At 71.4% G+C, this 14,002-nt stretch carries 13 protein-coding genes; 9 read left to right on the forward strand and 4 right to left on the reverse strand.

Annotated features, from left to right (window positions below; all coding sequences use genetic code 11):
• Nucleotides 1-3: 3 nt before the first annotated feature.
• The gene (locus ACFQVC_RS08960; RefSeq protein ID WP_381828642.1) at nt 4-1,356 is read right to left on the reverse strand and encodes an ABC transporter substrate-binding protein; all 1,353 of its coding nucleotides are present in this window, start codon (nt 1,354-1,356) and stop codon (nt 4-6) included.
• A gap of 370 nt (nt 1,357-1,726) precedes the next feature.
• Here ACFQVC_RS08960 and ACFQVC_RS08965 point away from each other — a divergent pair, with 370 nt between their 5' ends.
• The 5 genes from ACFQVC_RS08965 (at nt 1,727) to ACFQVC_RS08985 (ending at nt 6,370) form a co-directional block, all read left to right on the forward strand.
• A complete protein-coding gene (locus ACFQVC_RS08965; RefSeq protein WP_381828645.1) occupies nt 1,727-2,074 on the forward strand; it encodes a VOC family protein in 348 nt (115 codons plus the stop codon).
• Between the two features lie 123 nt (nt 2,075-2,197).
• The gene (locus ACFQVC_RS08970; RefSeq protein WP_381828648.1) at nt 2,198-3,484 is read left to right on the forward strand and encodes a TetR family transcriptional regulator; all 1,287 of its coding nucleotides are present in this window, start codon (nt 2,198-2,200) and stop codon (nt 3,482-3,484) included.
• A complete protein-coding gene (locus ACFQVC_RS08975) occupies nt 3,481-4,125 on the forward strand; it encodes a transcriptional regulator (protein ID WP_381828651.1) in 645 nt (214 codons plus the stop codon). The genes ACFQVC_RS08970 and ACFQVC_RS08975 overlap by 4 nt, the downstream gene beginning before the upstream one ends.
• A 14-nt stretch (nt 4,126-4,139) precedes the next feature.
• Entirely contained in the window at nt 4,140-5,654 is a 1,515-nt protein-coding gene (locus ACFQVC_RS08980; protein WP_381828654.1) for a pyruvate, phosphate dikinase, read from the forward strand.
• A gap of 104 nt (nt 5,655-5,758) precedes the next feature.
• Nucleotides 5,759-6,370 carry a histidine phosphatase family protein gene (locus ACFQVC_RS08985; protein ID WP_381828657.1) on the forward strand — a complete coding sequence of 204 codons (612 nt, stop codon included), beginning with the start codon at nt 5,759-5,761 and terminating at the stop codon, nt 6,368-6,370.
• A 133-nt stretch (nt 6,371-6,503) separates the two neighbouring features.
• Here the strand turns inward: ACFQVC_RS08985 and ACFQVC_RS08990 are convergent, their stop codons facing one another.
• The 3 genes from ACFQVC_RS08990 to ACFQVC_RS09000 form a co-directional block, all read right to left on the reverse strand.
• Entirely contained in the window at nt 6,504-7,904 is a 1,401-nt protein-coding gene (locus ACFQVC_RS08990) for a nucleobase:cation symporter-2 family protein (protein WP_381828660.1), read from the reverse strand.
• Nucleotides 7,905-8,021: 117 nt separating this feature from the next.
• Nucleotides 8,022-9,290: a sensor histidine kinase gene (locus ACFQVC_RS08995; RefSeq protein WP_381828663.1), complete on the reverse strand. Its 1,269-nt coding sequence runs from the start codon at nt 9,288-9,290 to the stop codon at nt 8,022-8,024.
• Nucleotides 9,271-9,924 (reverse strand): response regulator transcription factor, encoded by a 654-nt coding sequence (locus ACFQVC_RS09000; RefSeq protein ID WP_381828666.1) that lies wholly within the window; start codon nt 9,922-9,924, stop codon nt 9,271-9,273. Before ACFQVC_RS09000 ends, ACFQVC_RS08995 begins: the two co-directional genes overlap by 20 nt.
• Before the next feature lie 88 nt (nt 9,925-10,012).
• On the opposite strand from ACFQVC_RS09000, the gene ACFQVC_RS09005 reads away from it, so the two are divergent.
• From ACFQVC_RS09005 to ACFQVC_RS09020, 4 genes are all read left to right on the forward strand, one after another.
• Nucleotides 10,013-10,597: a hypothetical protein gene (locus ACFQVC_RS09005; RefSeq protein WP_381828669.1), complete on the forward strand. Its 585-nt coding sequence runs from the start codon at nt 10,013-10,015 to the stop codon at nt 10,595-10,597.
• A 257-nt stretch (nt 10,598-10,854) separates the two neighbouring features.
• Entirely contained in the window at nt 10,855-11,991 is a 1,137-nt protein-coding gene (locus tag ACFQVC_RS09010) for a peptidoglycan-binding protein (protein ID WP_381828672.1), read from the forward strand.
• The gene (locus ACFQVC_RS09015) at nt 11,988-12,719 is read left to right on the forward strand and encodes an ABC transporter ATP-binding protein (RefSeq protein ID WP_381828675.1); all 732 of its coding nucleotides are present in this window, start codon (nt 11,988-11,990) and stop codon (nt 12,717-12,719) included. Before ACFQVC_RS09010 ends, ACFQVC_RS09015 begins: the two co-directional genes overlap by 4 nt.
• Nucleotides 12,716-13,975, forward strand: a complete 1,260-nt coding sequence (locus ACFQVC_RS09020; RefSeq protein ID WP_381828678.1) for an ABC transporter permease — start codon at nt 12,716-12,718, stop codon at nt 13,973-13,975. The genes ACFQVC_RS09015 and ACFQVC_RS09020 overlap by 4 nt, the downstream gene beginning before the upstream one ends.
• The last annotated feature ends 27 nt before the right edge of the window (nt 13,976-14,002 follow it).

Here is a 14,002-nt window from a genome sequence, read left to right on the forward strand (position 1 = left end):
CCGTCAGGAGGCGGCGAACTTCACCTGGTCGAAGTACTGCTCGACGGCCTCGTCCACGGAGAGTGCGCCGTAGCCGACCTTCTCGGCGATGCGCTCCAGGCGGACGTTGAGGGTGTTGCCGCCGATGCCGGGCGCGGGCGGCGTCGGCGCCGCCACATCCTCGATCCGCTTCTCATAGCCCGAGGTCAGCCGCACGAAGGGGTCGTCCATGCTGGCGACGCCCTGCTGACTCGTGGTGGGCGCCATCCCGATGTTGGTGCCGAGGATCTGCGCGACCCGCCGGTCATTGATCATGAAGTTGATGAACTGTGCGGCCTCGCTGAGATACGGCGTCGCGGCGGCGGCGCTGATCAGCATGCCGGGCTTGGCGTAGAGGCCGCTCCTGCCGGTGTCGGTGGGCGGGGTGGTCAACTTCAGCGGAGTGCCGCGCACTTCGCTGCGGCTGCCGATCTGGTTGTCCCACTCGAAGACGGCTGCGGCGCGGCGCAGCGTGACGGGCCCGTTGGGCTTCGACTCCAGGATCTCCCGGGCCGAGGCGATGCCCCCGGTCTCCCGCCAGCGCTCGATGAACGTCAGATACTCCCGCAAGTCATCGGGCGTATAGCCGAGTTGACCGGACTCCGTCCACGCGGTCCTGCCGTGCTGCATCATCCACATCTCGACGCCCATGTAGTTCTGGCCGGGGTTGTCGACACCGGCCTGGGCGCCCTTGGTGAACTTCCGTATCTTCGCGGTCTCTTCGACGAACGCGTCCCAGCTCGTGTTCAGATCCGGCGGCGCGGCCCCGGCCTTGGCGTACAGCCCGGCGTCGTACATGAGCCCGATGCTGTTGCGCGACAGCGGCAGTCCGACACGGCGGTCCTCGATCAGGCCCGCGGTGCGCAGTGCGGGCACGACGGTGCCGACGTCGATCTCCTTGCCCGGACCCGAGACCTCACCGAGGTCGGCGAGCAGATCATGATGGGCGAAGGTGCGCAGCCAGGCGTAGTCGACATGCAGGACGTCGGGCGGGTTGCCGCCGGCGAGGGCGGTGGTCACCTTCTGCAGATACGGGTCGAAGCCGACGAAGCTCGCCTTGATCCGGATCTTCGGGTGGCCGCGTTCGAAGACGTCGATGCACTGGTTGATGAGTTCGGCCCGGCTGATCTCGCCCCAGAAGAAATAGCGGAGCGTGGCGGTACCGCCGGAGGCGACGGAACGCGCCCCGCCACTGCAGCCGGTGACGAGTGCCGCGGACAGCAAGGCTGCCAGGGCGGCACGGCGGGAGGGGGCGGTGCTGCGGGAAGGGGCGATGCTGCGGGAAGGGGCGGCGTTGCGGGCGAGGGCGACTTTGCGAGAGGGGGCGTCATTGCCCATGCGGCTCCTCTGCGAGCTGGGTCGGCAGCCTTGGTCAACTTCGGGTTGGGGCGCGACTTTTGCATGCGCTCGTAGCAGCGTCAACAGTTCGCGCAAGCGCTTTCTGTCTTGGGAGGTCAAGGGAGTGCATGGTCGGGGCATGGGTCGGCCCGGCAATCCGACGGGGCTCTTGACGGTCTCTGCGAGCGCTTGCAGAGTGAGGGCGGCGGGTTCGACGGCGGGCCGGTCCGGACCGCACTGGCCAGTCATGGGCTGCCGCGCACTGGTCAGGAATGGAGAAGCCCTGGGACGACGGTTGCTTCTAGCGTGGTGAAGGCAGGGACGAGGTGTCCCGCAGACCCATCTCACCGCGCACACCGAGGAGCCCGTCATGGCCGCCCGACTCGAGAACATCATCTACCCCGTCAAGGACATCGACCAGGCCAAGGCCCTGTTCACCGCGCTGCTCGGCACCGCCCCCACACAGGACGCGCCGTACTACGTCGGCTTCGAGGTCGAGGGTCAGCCGACGGTGGGCCTCGACCCCAACGGCCACCGCAAGGGCCTCACCGCACCGGTCCCCTACTGGAAGGTCGAGGACATCGAGGCCTCGATCGCGGAGCTGACCGGCGCCGGCGCGACGCTCGGGGAGAAGCCCCAGGACGTCGGCGGCGGCCGCCAGATCGCCACGGTCACGGACAGCGCCGGGAATGTGATCGGTCTTGTGCAGGACGCCTGACCGGGCCTGATCGCCGAGCCGTCCAGGGCACCCCGCTTTCAGATGTCAGCATCATCGGGATACAGTCCATATCCTGATGGTGCCGTCGAGGGACGTCATGGAACGGAACGGGGTGGTCAGGTCATGGCTCGGCTGACGCGGGTCCAGCAGCAGGCACGCACGCGCGCATCCGTACTGGCCGCAGCGCGTGAGGAGTTCATCGAGTACGGCTATGCCCTGGCGAAGATCGACCGGATCGCCGAGCGGGCGGAGCTGACGCGGGGCGCGGTGTACTCGAACTTCCCGGGCAAGCGGGCGCTGTATCTGGCGGTGCTGGTCGAGATGATCGAGAGAGGCGAGAGAGGCGAGAGAGGCGAGAGAGGCGAGAGGGGCCAGAGGGGCCAGAGGGTCGAGCACGGCGGCACGGTCGCGCCGCGGGAGTCACCTGAGTCACCGGCCGACGCGCTCGGGGCGTTCGCACGGACATGGCTGGAGCGGCTGCCTCTGGTCGACGACACCGCGTCGGGCGGCCGCCTCCAACTGCGTTCACTGGTGGGTGTGTTCGACGACGAGCAAGGCCGCACCGTGCTGGCCCAGATCGCCCGGCTCGAGGCGTTGCTGCTCGCCCTCGGCCTTGAGTCCTGCGAACCGGGTCGCGCGTCGAACCGCACGTCGGCCCGCGCGTCGGCCCGCTCGCCGCACCGACCGTCGGATCGTCCGCCGGTGCGGCGTGTGCGACTGGCCGAGCTGGTCCTGACGCTGCTCGGCGGCTCGGGCTTGCTGGCCGAGCTGTCGCCGGGATTCGGCGACCCCTTCGACCGGGCCCGCGCCTGTGAGCATCTGGCAGAACTCGACCTCGGTGACACCTGGGCGCCGCCGCATCTGCCCTACGTCGAGCCCGCCGAGCCGTGCCAGGACGCCTGGGTCCCGCCCACCGGGCTTGTCGACCGGATCAGTGGCGCGCCGGTCGACCTCGGTGCCGACGGGCTGATCACGGTGCTCGGGGCTCATCGCCTCGCCGCCGCCGAGGAGGCCGTGCGCTCCGTGCGGCCGGGCGAACAGGTCACGGTGGTCGTTGTCACCGGTGATCCCGCCGAGACCGGCCGTCTCCTACGGCTCAGGATCAGCGACCTCATCGCTTGCCTGCGCAGTGTGTTCCCTGCCGAGGCGTGGCAGCACGTACGGCTCGTCATCGACGACGGAGCACGAGTCACGTCGGCCATCGGCCTGGACGGGACGGAAGGCGACGCAGCAGCAGACGGTGCGGAAGACAGGGCAGAAGGCGGCGCGGACGATGAGACGGAAGCCGCCGTACGCGTTCGGGGCGGCGTGATCGTCGCCCGAAGCCACGGGCGGGGTGCCGCTCACGCGGCCGCGGCAGCCCGGGCCGGGGCCGGGCGCGGCGCACGGTCGAGGAGCACGACCGCATGAGCACGCCCCGACCTCCGCGCACAGAGGCCGACTTGATGGTGCTGCACGCCCTGCGCTGCGGCGGGTACTCCGGTATGGCCCGGGTGGTCACCGCCACCGGCCTTGACGGGTCCGCGGTCGAGTCGGAGCTGATCGACCTCGCGGTCGCGGGGCTCGTCACGCGTGTGGCGGGCGAGTTCGGCGTCTGGGGCCTGACGGAGTCCGGCCGGGCCGCGGATGCCGAACGGATCACCGGCGAGCTGGATTCGGCCGGCGCCCGCACCGCCGTGGCCGCGGCGTACGAACGCTTCCTCGTGCTCAACCCGGAACTGCTCGACCTGTGCACGGCCTGGCAACTGAGGTCCGTCGACGGGGTCATGACCGTCAACGACCACAGCGACCCTTCCTATGACGCCCGGGTTCTCGGCCGGTTCACCGCGCTGCAGCAGCGGGCCACGGTCGTCTGTGACGAGCTGTCGGCGGCGCTTGCGCGCTTCGGCCGCTACCGCGACCGTCTCGCCGAAGCCCTGGACCGGGCCTCCGCGGGCGAGTTGGACTATGTCGCCGACAGCACCGCGTCCTACCACACGGTGTGGGCGGAGCTGCACGAAGACCTGCTCGCCACCCTCGGCATCCCGCGAGGAAGCGGGTTCGCCCGATGAAGCGGACTCACCCCATGAAGTGGATCCGTCATCTCGGCCCGCACGTCGAGGAGACGGCCGAGGTACTGGGCGCGAAGGCGCGGGGTCTCGTCACGCTGCACCACCTCGGGTTGCCGGTGCCCGCCGGGTTCGTGATCACCACGGAGGCATGCCGCGCGTTCCTGCGGGACGGACGGCTTCCCGGCGGGCTCGACGAGGAACTCGTGAGCGCCATGAGCGCCCTGGAAGCCGTCACGGGGCGCCGATTCGGCGGCGCGCGGGCGCCCTTGGCCGTATCCGTCCGCTCCGGGGCCGGTGTGTCGATGCCCGGCATGATGAACACCATCCTCAACCTCGGCCTCACCACCGGGGCCACGGAGGGCTTGGCGGCCGAGACCGGCGATATGCGGTTCGCGCAGGACTCGCGGCGGCGCCTCCTGTCCGGCTTCGCCTCCGCGCTCACGCACACCGACGCGGGCGTTCCGGACACCGCGATCGGGCAGTTGCGCCTCGCGGTCCGGGCCGTCTTCTCGTCGTGGGACACGCCACGCGCGCGGACCTACCGTGAACTGCACGGCATCCCGCACGACCTCGGCACCGCCGTGATCGTGCAGACGATGGTGTTCGGCAACCGCGACGACCGCAGCGGGACCGGCGTGGCGTTCAGCCGCGACCCCGGCACCGGGGAGAAGGCACCGTTCGGCGAAGTCCTGTTCGCGCACCAGGGCGAGGATGTGGTCTCGGGCCGGTCGCTGACCCGCCCCCTGCGCGAACTCGCCGACCGGGAGCCCGCGGTGTGGGCCCGGCTGCTCGACGCCCTGAACCGGATCGAGAAGCATGAGCGCGACGCCTGCTATGCCGAATTCACCTTCCAGTCGGGCGAGTTGTGGCTCCTTCAGGTCAGGCCTGGGCGGTTCGCCGGAGCCGCCGCCGTCCGCGTCGCGGCCGAGCTCGCCGACGAGCGCGTACTCACACGTCACGAAGCGCTGCTCAGGGTCTCGCCCCAGCAGCTGCGGCAGGTCCGTATCCCTCGTATCGCGGCGTCGGGGCCGGCCGACATCCTGGCCCGTGGCACGGGGGCCTGCCCGGGTGTCGCCGTCGGCAGAGTCGCGACCACGACGGACACGGCGGTACGCATGGCCGCCGACGGCCCGGTCGTCCTCGTACGGCCGGAGACATCGCCGCACGACATGCGCGGCCTCGCCGCCGCCGCGGGCATCGTCACCGCGCGCGGCGGCCCGGCCAGCCACGCCGCGGTGGTCGCACGGTCGATGGGGAAACCCGCGGTCGTCGGTGTCGCCGGACTCTCCGTCGATGTCACCGGCGCCGTCGTGCGAGCCGGTGGGCGCACCGTGGGCGAAGGCGCCCTCGTCACCATCGACGGAAGCAGTGGTGAGGTCGCCGTCGGCAGCCCCCGTATCACCACGGGCGCGGCCGACCCGCATCTGCACCGGCTGCTCGCCTGGGCGGACGAGGCATCGGGCGACCACTCCCCGCGCGATGAGGTCGAGCGCCTCAGCGCGGCCCGCGCCGCACTCCGCACGGACTGACGGGCTGACGGGCTTACGGGCTGACGGGCTGACGGGCTGACGGGCTGACGGGCTGACGGGCTGACGGATCAATTGGCACGGACCCATCTCAAGGAGAAGCAACAGTGGCGACCCGGCACTTGTACGTGGTGAGGCACGGCGACGCGGACCCGTTCGGGGAGTTGACCGATGTGGGGCACCGGCAGGCGGAACTGCTGGCGAAGCGTCTCGCCCTGCTGCCGGTCGACGCGGTGTGGCATTCGCCGCTGCCACGGGCCGCGCGGACGGCCCGGATCATCGGCGAGCAGCTGGCGGATGTTCCCGTGCGGGAGGCAGCCGAACTCGTCGACCACATCCCGTACGTACCGGCCGAGATGCCCCCGGCGTGGGCGGGGTTCTTCGATGGGTTCGACGCGGACGAAGCCGCCGCGGGAGCCCGTCTCGCGGACGCGCTGACCGACCGGTTCGCCCGCCCCGCCGACGGCGGGACCGGGACGGGGGCCGGAGCCGGGACCCATGAGGTCCTGGTCACGCATGCCTATCAGGTGGCCTGGCTGATGCGGCACGCCCTCGAAGCACCGCCCACGCGCTGGCTGGGATTGCACACCGCGAACACGGCGCTGACGGCGATCCAGTACCGCGACGGCCTGCCGCCGACGGTGCTGGCGTACAACGACATGGCGCACCTCCCGGCCGACCTGCGCTGGACGGGGTTCGGCCCCGGCTTGCGGCCGTAAGGGAAAGCGCGGCAGACCGGGCGTACGAAGGCCGGCTCGGGCCCGTGGCGGCGCACGGGGCCGAGCCGGCTCGCAGGAGGCCGCGGAGGGACGGCCTCGCCTCAGTGGATCAAGAGGTCAGTGGATCAGCGGGTCAGTGCGCCACCGTCGCCGGCTCAGGCTCGGGCTTCGGCTCAGCCGCTCCCGAACTCCCCTTGCGCCCCCAGTGGTTGAAGACCAGGTTCAGGGCGACGGCGACGAGACAGCCGGTGGAGATGCCGGAGCCGAGGACGATCTGCGCCCAGTCGGGGAAGCCGCTGTAGATGCCGTCCGACAGGGCGGGGGCGAGTCCGGCGCCGAGGGTCATGACGACGATCAGGGCGTTGTCCCCCTGGTGCAGATCGGCCTGTACGAGGGTCTGGATACCGCTGACGGCGATCGAGCCGAAGAGGAACAGGCTCACCGCGGCGAGTACCGGCATCGGCACCACGGACACCAGGGCGGCGGCGGCCGGGCTGAGCCCGATGAGGACGAGGATGGCTCCGCTGAGCGCCACGACGTAGCGGCTGCGCACCTTGGAGATCACGACGAGGCCGATGTTCTGGGCGAAGGCGCTGGCGTGAAAGGCGTTGAACAGCGGGCTCAGGGCCGAGCCGAGGCTGTCGGCGCGCAGGCCGCGGGCGATGGTGCGCTCGTCCACGTCCTTCCCCACGATCTTGCCGAGCGCGATCATGTCGGCCGTCGACTCGGTGAGGATGACCAGCATCACCACGCACATCGACACGATGGCCGGCAGGGAGAACTGCGGCGCCCCGAAGTGCAGCGGCGAGGGGACGCCGACCAGCGCGGCGTCGCTCACCTTCGAGAAGTCGACGAGGCCGAGCGGGACGGCGAGCAGCGTGCCGAAGAGCAGCGCGAGCAGCATGCTGATCTGCTTGAGGAATCCGCGTGTGAACCGCTGGAGCAGCAGCATCAGGAGGATCGTCGCGCCGGTGAGCCCGATGCTCTTGGGGTCCGCGGCGCCGTGCGGCGCATCGTCCACGATCCAGTCGTACGCGACGGGGATCAGCGACACCCCGATGAGCAGGATCACCGAGCCGGTGACGACGGGCGGGAAGAACCGCACCAGGCGCGAGAAGTACGAACTGACCAGGAACCCGAAGACACTGGACACGATGATCGCGCCGAAGACGACCGGCAGGCCGGTCCCCACCCCGCCTTCGGTGGCGATGACGGTGAGCATCACGCCGACACCGGCGAAGGAGACGCCGTTCACGAAGGGCAGCTTCGAGCCGATGAACGTGCCGATGCCCAGGGTCTGCAGCAGGGTGGCGATGCCCGCCATCAGCAGGCTGCCGCCCATCAGGACGGCGGTGTCGGCGGGTGACATCTTCGTCGCCACGGCCACCACGAGCGGCACCGAGACCGCGCCGGCGTACATGGACGCCACATGCTGCAGGCTCGCGATCACCATCCGGCCCGGCGGCAGGATCTCGTCCACGGGATGGACGTCGGCGGCTGCGGCCTCGGAGGCCCGAGGGACGGCAGGACTCATCAGGGTGCCTCTTCCATCGCTCCCTGCGGGCAAGGAAGCGTCAAAACTGGAAAGTAAGTTCCGCAATGCGGGGGACGGCGAGGACGTTACTTCAGAGGTGACCCCAAGGGAAGAGGTTCAGGTTTGTGCGATCGTCCCGTTGTCCTGCCTGGTGGGGACCGCAGTTGAGGCTCCCCGCGCCGGTCCCTGGTCCTCGGGGGCGAACGGCCCCGGATCCTCGGGGGCGAAGGTGACGGTGATGTCGAGGCCGCCCTCGGGCCCCGGGCGCGCGGTGACGGGTGCACCGTGGGCCTCGGCGACGGCGGCGACGATGGACAGGCCGAGACCATGGCCCTCCGGTGTGCCGGTGCGCGCCTCGAAGCGCTGGAACGGCTGGAAGAGGGTGCCGACACGCTCGTCCGGAATGTCGGGTCCGCTGTTGGTCACCTGAAGCACCGGGCGCCCGGCCGTCGTTCCCGAGCGCACCCGGACCCAGCCGCCCGGGGCGTTGTGGCGTACGGCGTTGTCGACGAGGTTCGTCACCAGACTGGCGAGGAGCCGCGGGTCGCCCGTGGTCACGGCGGGGCCCAACTCCCGTTCCACGCGCACCCCGGCCGCCGCGTGCTCGCCCAGCGTCTTCTCCGCCACCGTCGCCAGGTCGACCCGTTCACGGCGCTGCAGTCCGCGCTGGCTGCGGGCGAGGGTGAGGAGCGCGGCGATGAGATGTTCCTGCTGCTCGCCCGCGGCGAGGACGCGCAGACACACGGCGCGCAGCGACTTCTCGTCGGCCGCGGGGTCGGCCAGCGCGACCTCCAGCATCGCCCGCTGCAGGGTGAGCGGGGTGCGCAGCTCGTGCGACGCGTTGGCGACGAAGTGCTTCTGCGCGGCGAAGGCGGCGTCAAGGCGGGAGAGCAGCGCGTCGATGGTGTCGCCGAGGTCCTTCAACTCGTCGTCGGGGCCCTGGATTCCGAGCCGTTCGTGCAGATTGCGATCCGAGATACGGCGGGCCTTGTCGCTCATCGTCCGCACCGGGCGCAGCACCCGGCCCGCCATCAGCCAGCCGAGCACCACCGAGACCGCCGACATCAGGGCGAGCGCGAGCACCGACTGGGTGAGCAGCTGCTGCAGCATCGCCTCGCGCTGTTCGCCGGGATCGGGGAACCTGAACCGCGCCGGGTCGATGGGCGGCAGCCCGTAAGGACCGCCGATGGTCTTCACGAGGTACTGCGGCTCCCGCGTGAAAACCAGGATGTACGTGATGATCAGCAGCGCGGCTCCCGACACCAGGAACAGCACGCCGTAGAGCAGGGTCAGGCGCAGGCGTACGGTCCAGCGGAAGCGACGCCGGAAAGGCGCGGGCGCGGAGGCGGGCGCGGTGCCCGCCGGGTCAGATGCGGTAGCCGGCATGGGGCACCGTCTCGATCACCGGCGGCTCGCCGAGCTTGCGGCGCAGCCGGCTGATCGTGACCTTCACGGTGTTGGTGAACGGGTCGGCCGCCTGGTCCCAGGCGCGCTCCAGGAGCTGTTCGGCGGAGACGACACCGCCCTGCGCGGACAACAGCAGCTCCAGGACGGCGAGTTCCTTCGGCGAGAGATCAAGTCGGCGTCCGGCCCGGCGGGCGACACGCTGCGCGGAGTCGAGCGTGAGGTCGCCATGGCTGAGTACGGGCGGTACGGCGGGCTGGGCGCGGCGGGCCAGGGCCCGTACGCGGGCGATCAGTTCGGCGAAGGCGAAGGGCTTGGGGAGATAGTCGTCGGCGCCGAGGGAGAGTCCGTCGACCCGGTCCTCGATCGTCGTGGCGGCGGTGAGCATCAGCACCCGGGCACGGCCGCCGTGTTCGACCAGGGCCTGGCAGACCTCGTCGCCGTGCAGCCGCGGCAGATCGCGGTCCAGGACGACGACGTCGTAGTCGTGCACCAGGGCGAGATCCAGGGCTTCCTGCCCGTCATAGGCGAGGTCGACGGCCATGCCGTCCTGGCGCAGGCCGGTGGCCACGGTGTCGGCCAGCTCCCGGTGGTCCTCGACGATCAGCACGCGCATGACGGAAAGCATGCAGGAGAGGGGGTTACACCGCGATAACAGGGAGCGTTCCCGTCCTGTAACCGCCCGGTGCGTAGACCTTGGCCGCATGAATCAGACCTACCGGCGCAAGAGCGCCCGCCGCATCCTTCCACTCGTACCGCTGCTGCTCACCGGGACGCTACTGACGGCCTGTTCGGGCGGCTCTCCGCAGGCCGCGGACGCCTCGGGCAGCGGCGGCGCGGGCGGCTCGGACAAGAGCGCGGCCCCGACCGGCCCCCAGGAGCGTGGCCTCGCGTTCGCCGAGTGCATGCGCAAGAACGGCGTGGACAAGTTCCCCGACCCGGCCGAGGGCGGCGGCATCAGGATCACTCCCGGCTCCGGTGTCGACCCGCAGTCACCGGAGTTCCAGAAGGCCCAGGAGGCCTGCAAGGAGTTCTCACCGCAGGGCGAGGGCGGCCCCAACGGCGGCAAGCCCCTCGACCCGGCGAAGGTCGCGGCGTGGGCGGAGTGCATACGCGAGAACGGCATGCCCGAGTTCCCCGACCCGGAGATCAACGGCGGTGCCATGGAGATCGACATGTCCGGTGTCGGGATGAAGGGCGACGACCCCGCGTTCCGCAAGGCCATGGAGGCATGCAAGGACAAGCGGCCGACCGGCGGCGTGATGATGAAGGGCGGCGGGGGCCAGTGAGCGGACGGCCGGACATCGGAGCTCCGCCCGGAGTTGAGGACCCGCTCGCGGGTCCTGCGGATGGCGGCGGGCCGGAAAGCGGGCCGCCGGAGAGCGGACAGCCGGAGAGCGGACGGCCGGAGAGCGGGCCGGAAAGTGACAGGGATCGCGGCGACGCTCCCGAGCCCGGGACCGACGCTCCACCGCCCGGGGTCGCCGGGGTCGCCGGGGCCCCGTCGCGCCGCCGACGGCGGCCGCTGCGTACGTCGTTGATCGTCGTGGCGGCCACCGCGGTCGCCGCGGCCGGCGGGATCGCGGCCACCGGCACGCTCGGCGGGGACGGCGACGGCAGCGCCGCGGCCGCCCCGTCGGGCCCGGCGCGCACCGCGGCGGTGCGCAAGACGACGCTCACCCGCAGCGAGACGGTGGACGGCACCCTCGGATACGGCGAGGCCACCCCCGTACAGGCCACGGCGGGCGACTCCGGCGGCGCGAACGGTGGCGGCGGCAACAGTGAGGACGGGAACGGCGCTGGCGGTGCGAAGGACACGGCACCCACGGCTTCCACCGGAACCCTCACCTGGCTGCCCGCCGAGGGCGAGGTCATCGGGCGCGGCGACCCCGTGTACCGCACGGACGAGAGAGAGGTGCCGCTGTTGTACGGATCAACTCCCCTGTACCGCACGCTCGGTACGGGCGCCGAGGGCAAGGACGTGGAGCTCCTGGAGAAGAACCTGGCGGCGCTCGGCTACGACGGGTTCACCACGGACGAGGAGTACACCTCCGCCACCGCGGCCGCGGTCGAGGAGTGGCAGGAGGACCTGGGCCGTGCGGCGACCGGCACGGTCGCACCGGCCGACGCGGTCGTGGCGTCCGGCGCCCGCCGTGTCGCCGACGTCAAGTCGGCCCGTGGCGGCGCCGCTTCGGGTGAGGTGCTCGCCTGGACCGGCACCGAGCGGGTGGTGACGGTCGATCTGGAGGCGCAGTACGAGGACCTCGTCGAGGACGGCACCGAGGCCACCGTCACGCTGCCGGACGGCACAACGGCCGAGGCCCGGGTCACGGACGTCGGCAACGCCGCCACCGCCAAGCCGTCCGAGGGCGGCGGCGACTCCGACGGCGGCACCGACGAGGCGACCCTGCCGGTCGAGCTCACGGTCAAGGAGCAGAAGAAGCTGGGCCGTTACCAGGCCGCACCGGTGGATGTGACCGTGGCGGCGGAGAGCCGCGAGGACGTCCTCGCCGTGCCCGTCAACGCCCTGGTCGCACGCCAGGGCGGCGGCTACGCGGTACAGGCCGTCACCGGCACCGGCGTGGAGTACCGGCAGGTCGAACTCGGTCTGTTCGCCGACGGCCTGGTCGAGATCTCCGGCACCGGCGTCACCGAGGGCCTGAAGGTGGGGGTGCCGAAGTGAGACCCGAGCTCTCGCGTCAACTCACAGCGCCCGTCGTCGAGTTGGAGGACGTGTCCAAGACCTACGGCGAGGTGGCCGCGCTCGTCGGGGCCGGACTCGTCGTGCGGCGCGGGGAGATGCTGTCGATCGTCGGCCCTTCGGGCTCGGGCAAGTCGACGATGCTCAACGTCATGGGGACGCTCGCACGGCCGAGCACCGGAACGGTCCGTATCGACGGGCACGCTATCGACGACCTGTCCGACCGGCAGCTGTCCGCGCTGCGCGCCCGCACCATCGGCTTCGTCTTCCAGGCCTTCCATCTGGCGGGCGGCGTACCGGCTCTCGACGCTGTCGCCGACGGCCTGCTCTACTGCGGCCTCCCCCGCGGCGAACGCCTGCGGCTCTCGGAGCGCGCGCTGCGCCGGGTCGGGCTCGGGCACCGGCTCTACAACGAGCCGCACCAGCTCTCCGGCGGCGAGAAGCAGCGCGTGGCGATCGCGCGGGCCGTCGTCGGCGATCCGCCGCTGCTCCTCGCGGACGAGCCGACGGGCGCTCTCGACTCACGTTCGGGGGCGATGGTGATGGAGCTGCTCGACGAGCTGAACCTGGCGGGCACGACGATCGTGGTGATCACCCATGACCGGGACATCGCTGCGTCGCTGCCCCGTGAGGTGCGGATCAGGGACGGCCGGATCGAGTGCGACTCCGGACTCGCGGAGCACGCGGACATGGGCCGGGTGGGCGTATGACTGCCACGACGACACCACCACAGCTGCCTGAGCCACCAGGACCGCCAGGAACGCCACGACCGCCGCGGCCCAAGCCGGCCCGGCTGAGCCCGGTCGACGTGGTGCGCACCGGTGGTTCGGGGCTGCGTTCACGGCCGATGCGGGTCTTCCTCTCGGCCCTCGGCATCGCGATCGGCATCGCCGCGATGATCGGCGTCGTGGGTATCTCCACATCCAGCCAGGAGGAGCTGAACCGCAGGATGGCGGCGCTCGGCACCAATCTCCTGACGGCCGCGCCCGGCCAGTCGTTCGGCGGCGATACGGCCCGTCTGCCGGAGGAGGCCGTGGAGATGGTCGGCGCCATCGACGCGGTGGAGTCGGTCTCGGCGATCGGCAAGAGCGACGCGAAGGTGTACCGCAACGACCATGTGCCCGAGCAGGAGACCGGCGGCATCAGCGTGTACGCGGCGCGCACCGATCTGCCCGGGACGGTGGGCGCGGAAGTCGTCGACGGCCGCTGGCTGAACGCCGCCACCGGCCGCTACCCGGCGGTGGTCCTCGGCGCGAGGGCCGCCGAGCAGCTCGGGATGTACGCCTCGGGCCCCGAGGTGCGGGTGTGGCTCGGCGGGCGCTGGTTCACGGTGGTGGGCCTCCTCGCGCCGAACGCGCTCGCGCCGGAACTCGACTCGGCCGCGCTGATCGGCTGGTCCGCGGCCGAGAAGGAAGTGGGGTTCGACGGGTACGCGACGACCGTGTACGCGCGCGTCGAGGAGTCGGCGGTGACCGACGTACAGGCGCTCCTCGGCGCGACCGCCAACCCGGAGAACCCCAACGAGGTCGATGTGTCCCGCCCTTCGGACGCGCTCGCGGCACGGGAGGCGACGGACGAGACCCTGTCCGGGCTGCTCCTGGGCCTGGGCGCGGTGGCGCTCCTGGTCGGGGGTGTCGGAGTGGCCAACACCATGGTCATCTCGGTTCTGGAACGCCGGGCGGAGATCGGTCTGCGGCGCTCCCTGGGCGCGACCAAGGGGCAGATCCGCACTCAGTTCCTGTGCGAGTCCCTGCTGTTGTCGGCACTCGGCGGCCTGGGCGGTGTCGCCCTGGGCATCGCGGTGACGGCCGGCTACGCCGGCTATCAGGGCTGGCCGACGGTCGTTCCCCTGTGGGCGATGGCCGGAGGTGTGGGCGCCACGCTCGTCATCGGGGGCCTGGCCGGTTTCTATCCGGCGCTCCGCGCGGCCCGGCTGCCACCGACGGAGGCGCTGGCGGCGGCGTGACGGCTACGGGGCCTCTGGGGCCACTCT

The organism is Streptomyces monticola (genome assembly GCF_042665355.1).
GTDB classification, from domain to species: Bacteria; Actinomycetota; Actinomycetes; order Streptomycetales; family Streptomycetaceae; genus Streptomyces; species Streptomyces monticola.

What these genes read in the sequence shown, in the direction of transcription:
- ACFQVC_RS09000 (WP_381828666.1), bottom strand. Translation starts at nt 9,924, where the DNA reads ATGCGCGTGCTGATCGTCGAGGACCACCGGGAGCTGGCCGACACCGTG.
- ACFQVC_RS08995 (WP_381828663.1), bottom strand. Translation starts at nt 9,290, where the DNA reads ATGCCGGCTACCGCATCTGACCCGGCGGGCACCGCGCCCGCCTCCGCG.
- ACFQVC_RS09005 (WP_381828669.1), top strand. Translation starts at nt 10,013, where the DNA reads ATGAATCAGACCTACCGGCGCAAGAGCGCCCGCCGCATCCTTCCACTC.
- ACFQVC_RS09020 (WP_381828678.1), top strand. Translation starts at nt 12,716, where the DNA reads ATGACTGCCACGACGACACCACCACAGCTGCCTGAGCCACCAGGACCG.
- ACFQVC_RS08990 (WP_381828660.1), bottom strand. Translation starts at nt 7,904, where the DNA reads ATGAGTCCTGCCGTCCCTCGGGCCTCCGAGGCCGCAGCCGCCGACGTC.
- ACFQVC_RS08970 (WP_381828648.1), top strand. Translation starts at nt 2,198, where the DNA reads ATGGCTCGGCTGACGCGGGTCCAGCAGCAGGCACGCACGCGCGCATCC.
- ACFQVC_RS08965 (WP_381828645.1), top strand. Translation starts at nt 1,727, where the DNA reads ATGGCCGCCCGACTCGAGAACATCATCTACCCCGTCAAGGACATCGAC.
- ACFQVC_RS08960 (WP_381828642.1), bottom strand. Translation starts at nt 1,356, where the DNA reads ATGGGCAATGACGCCCCCTCTCGCAAAGTCGCCCTCGCCCGCAACGCC.
- ACFQVC_RS08980 (WP_381828654.1), top strand. Translation starts at nt 4,140, where the DNA reads ATGAAGTGGATCCGTCATCTCGGCCCGCACGTCGAGGAGACGGCCGAG.
- ACFQVC_RS08975 (WP_381828651.1), top strand. Translation starts at nt 3,481, where the DNA reads ATGAGCACGCCCCGACCTCCGCGCACAGAGGCCGACTTGATGGTGCTG.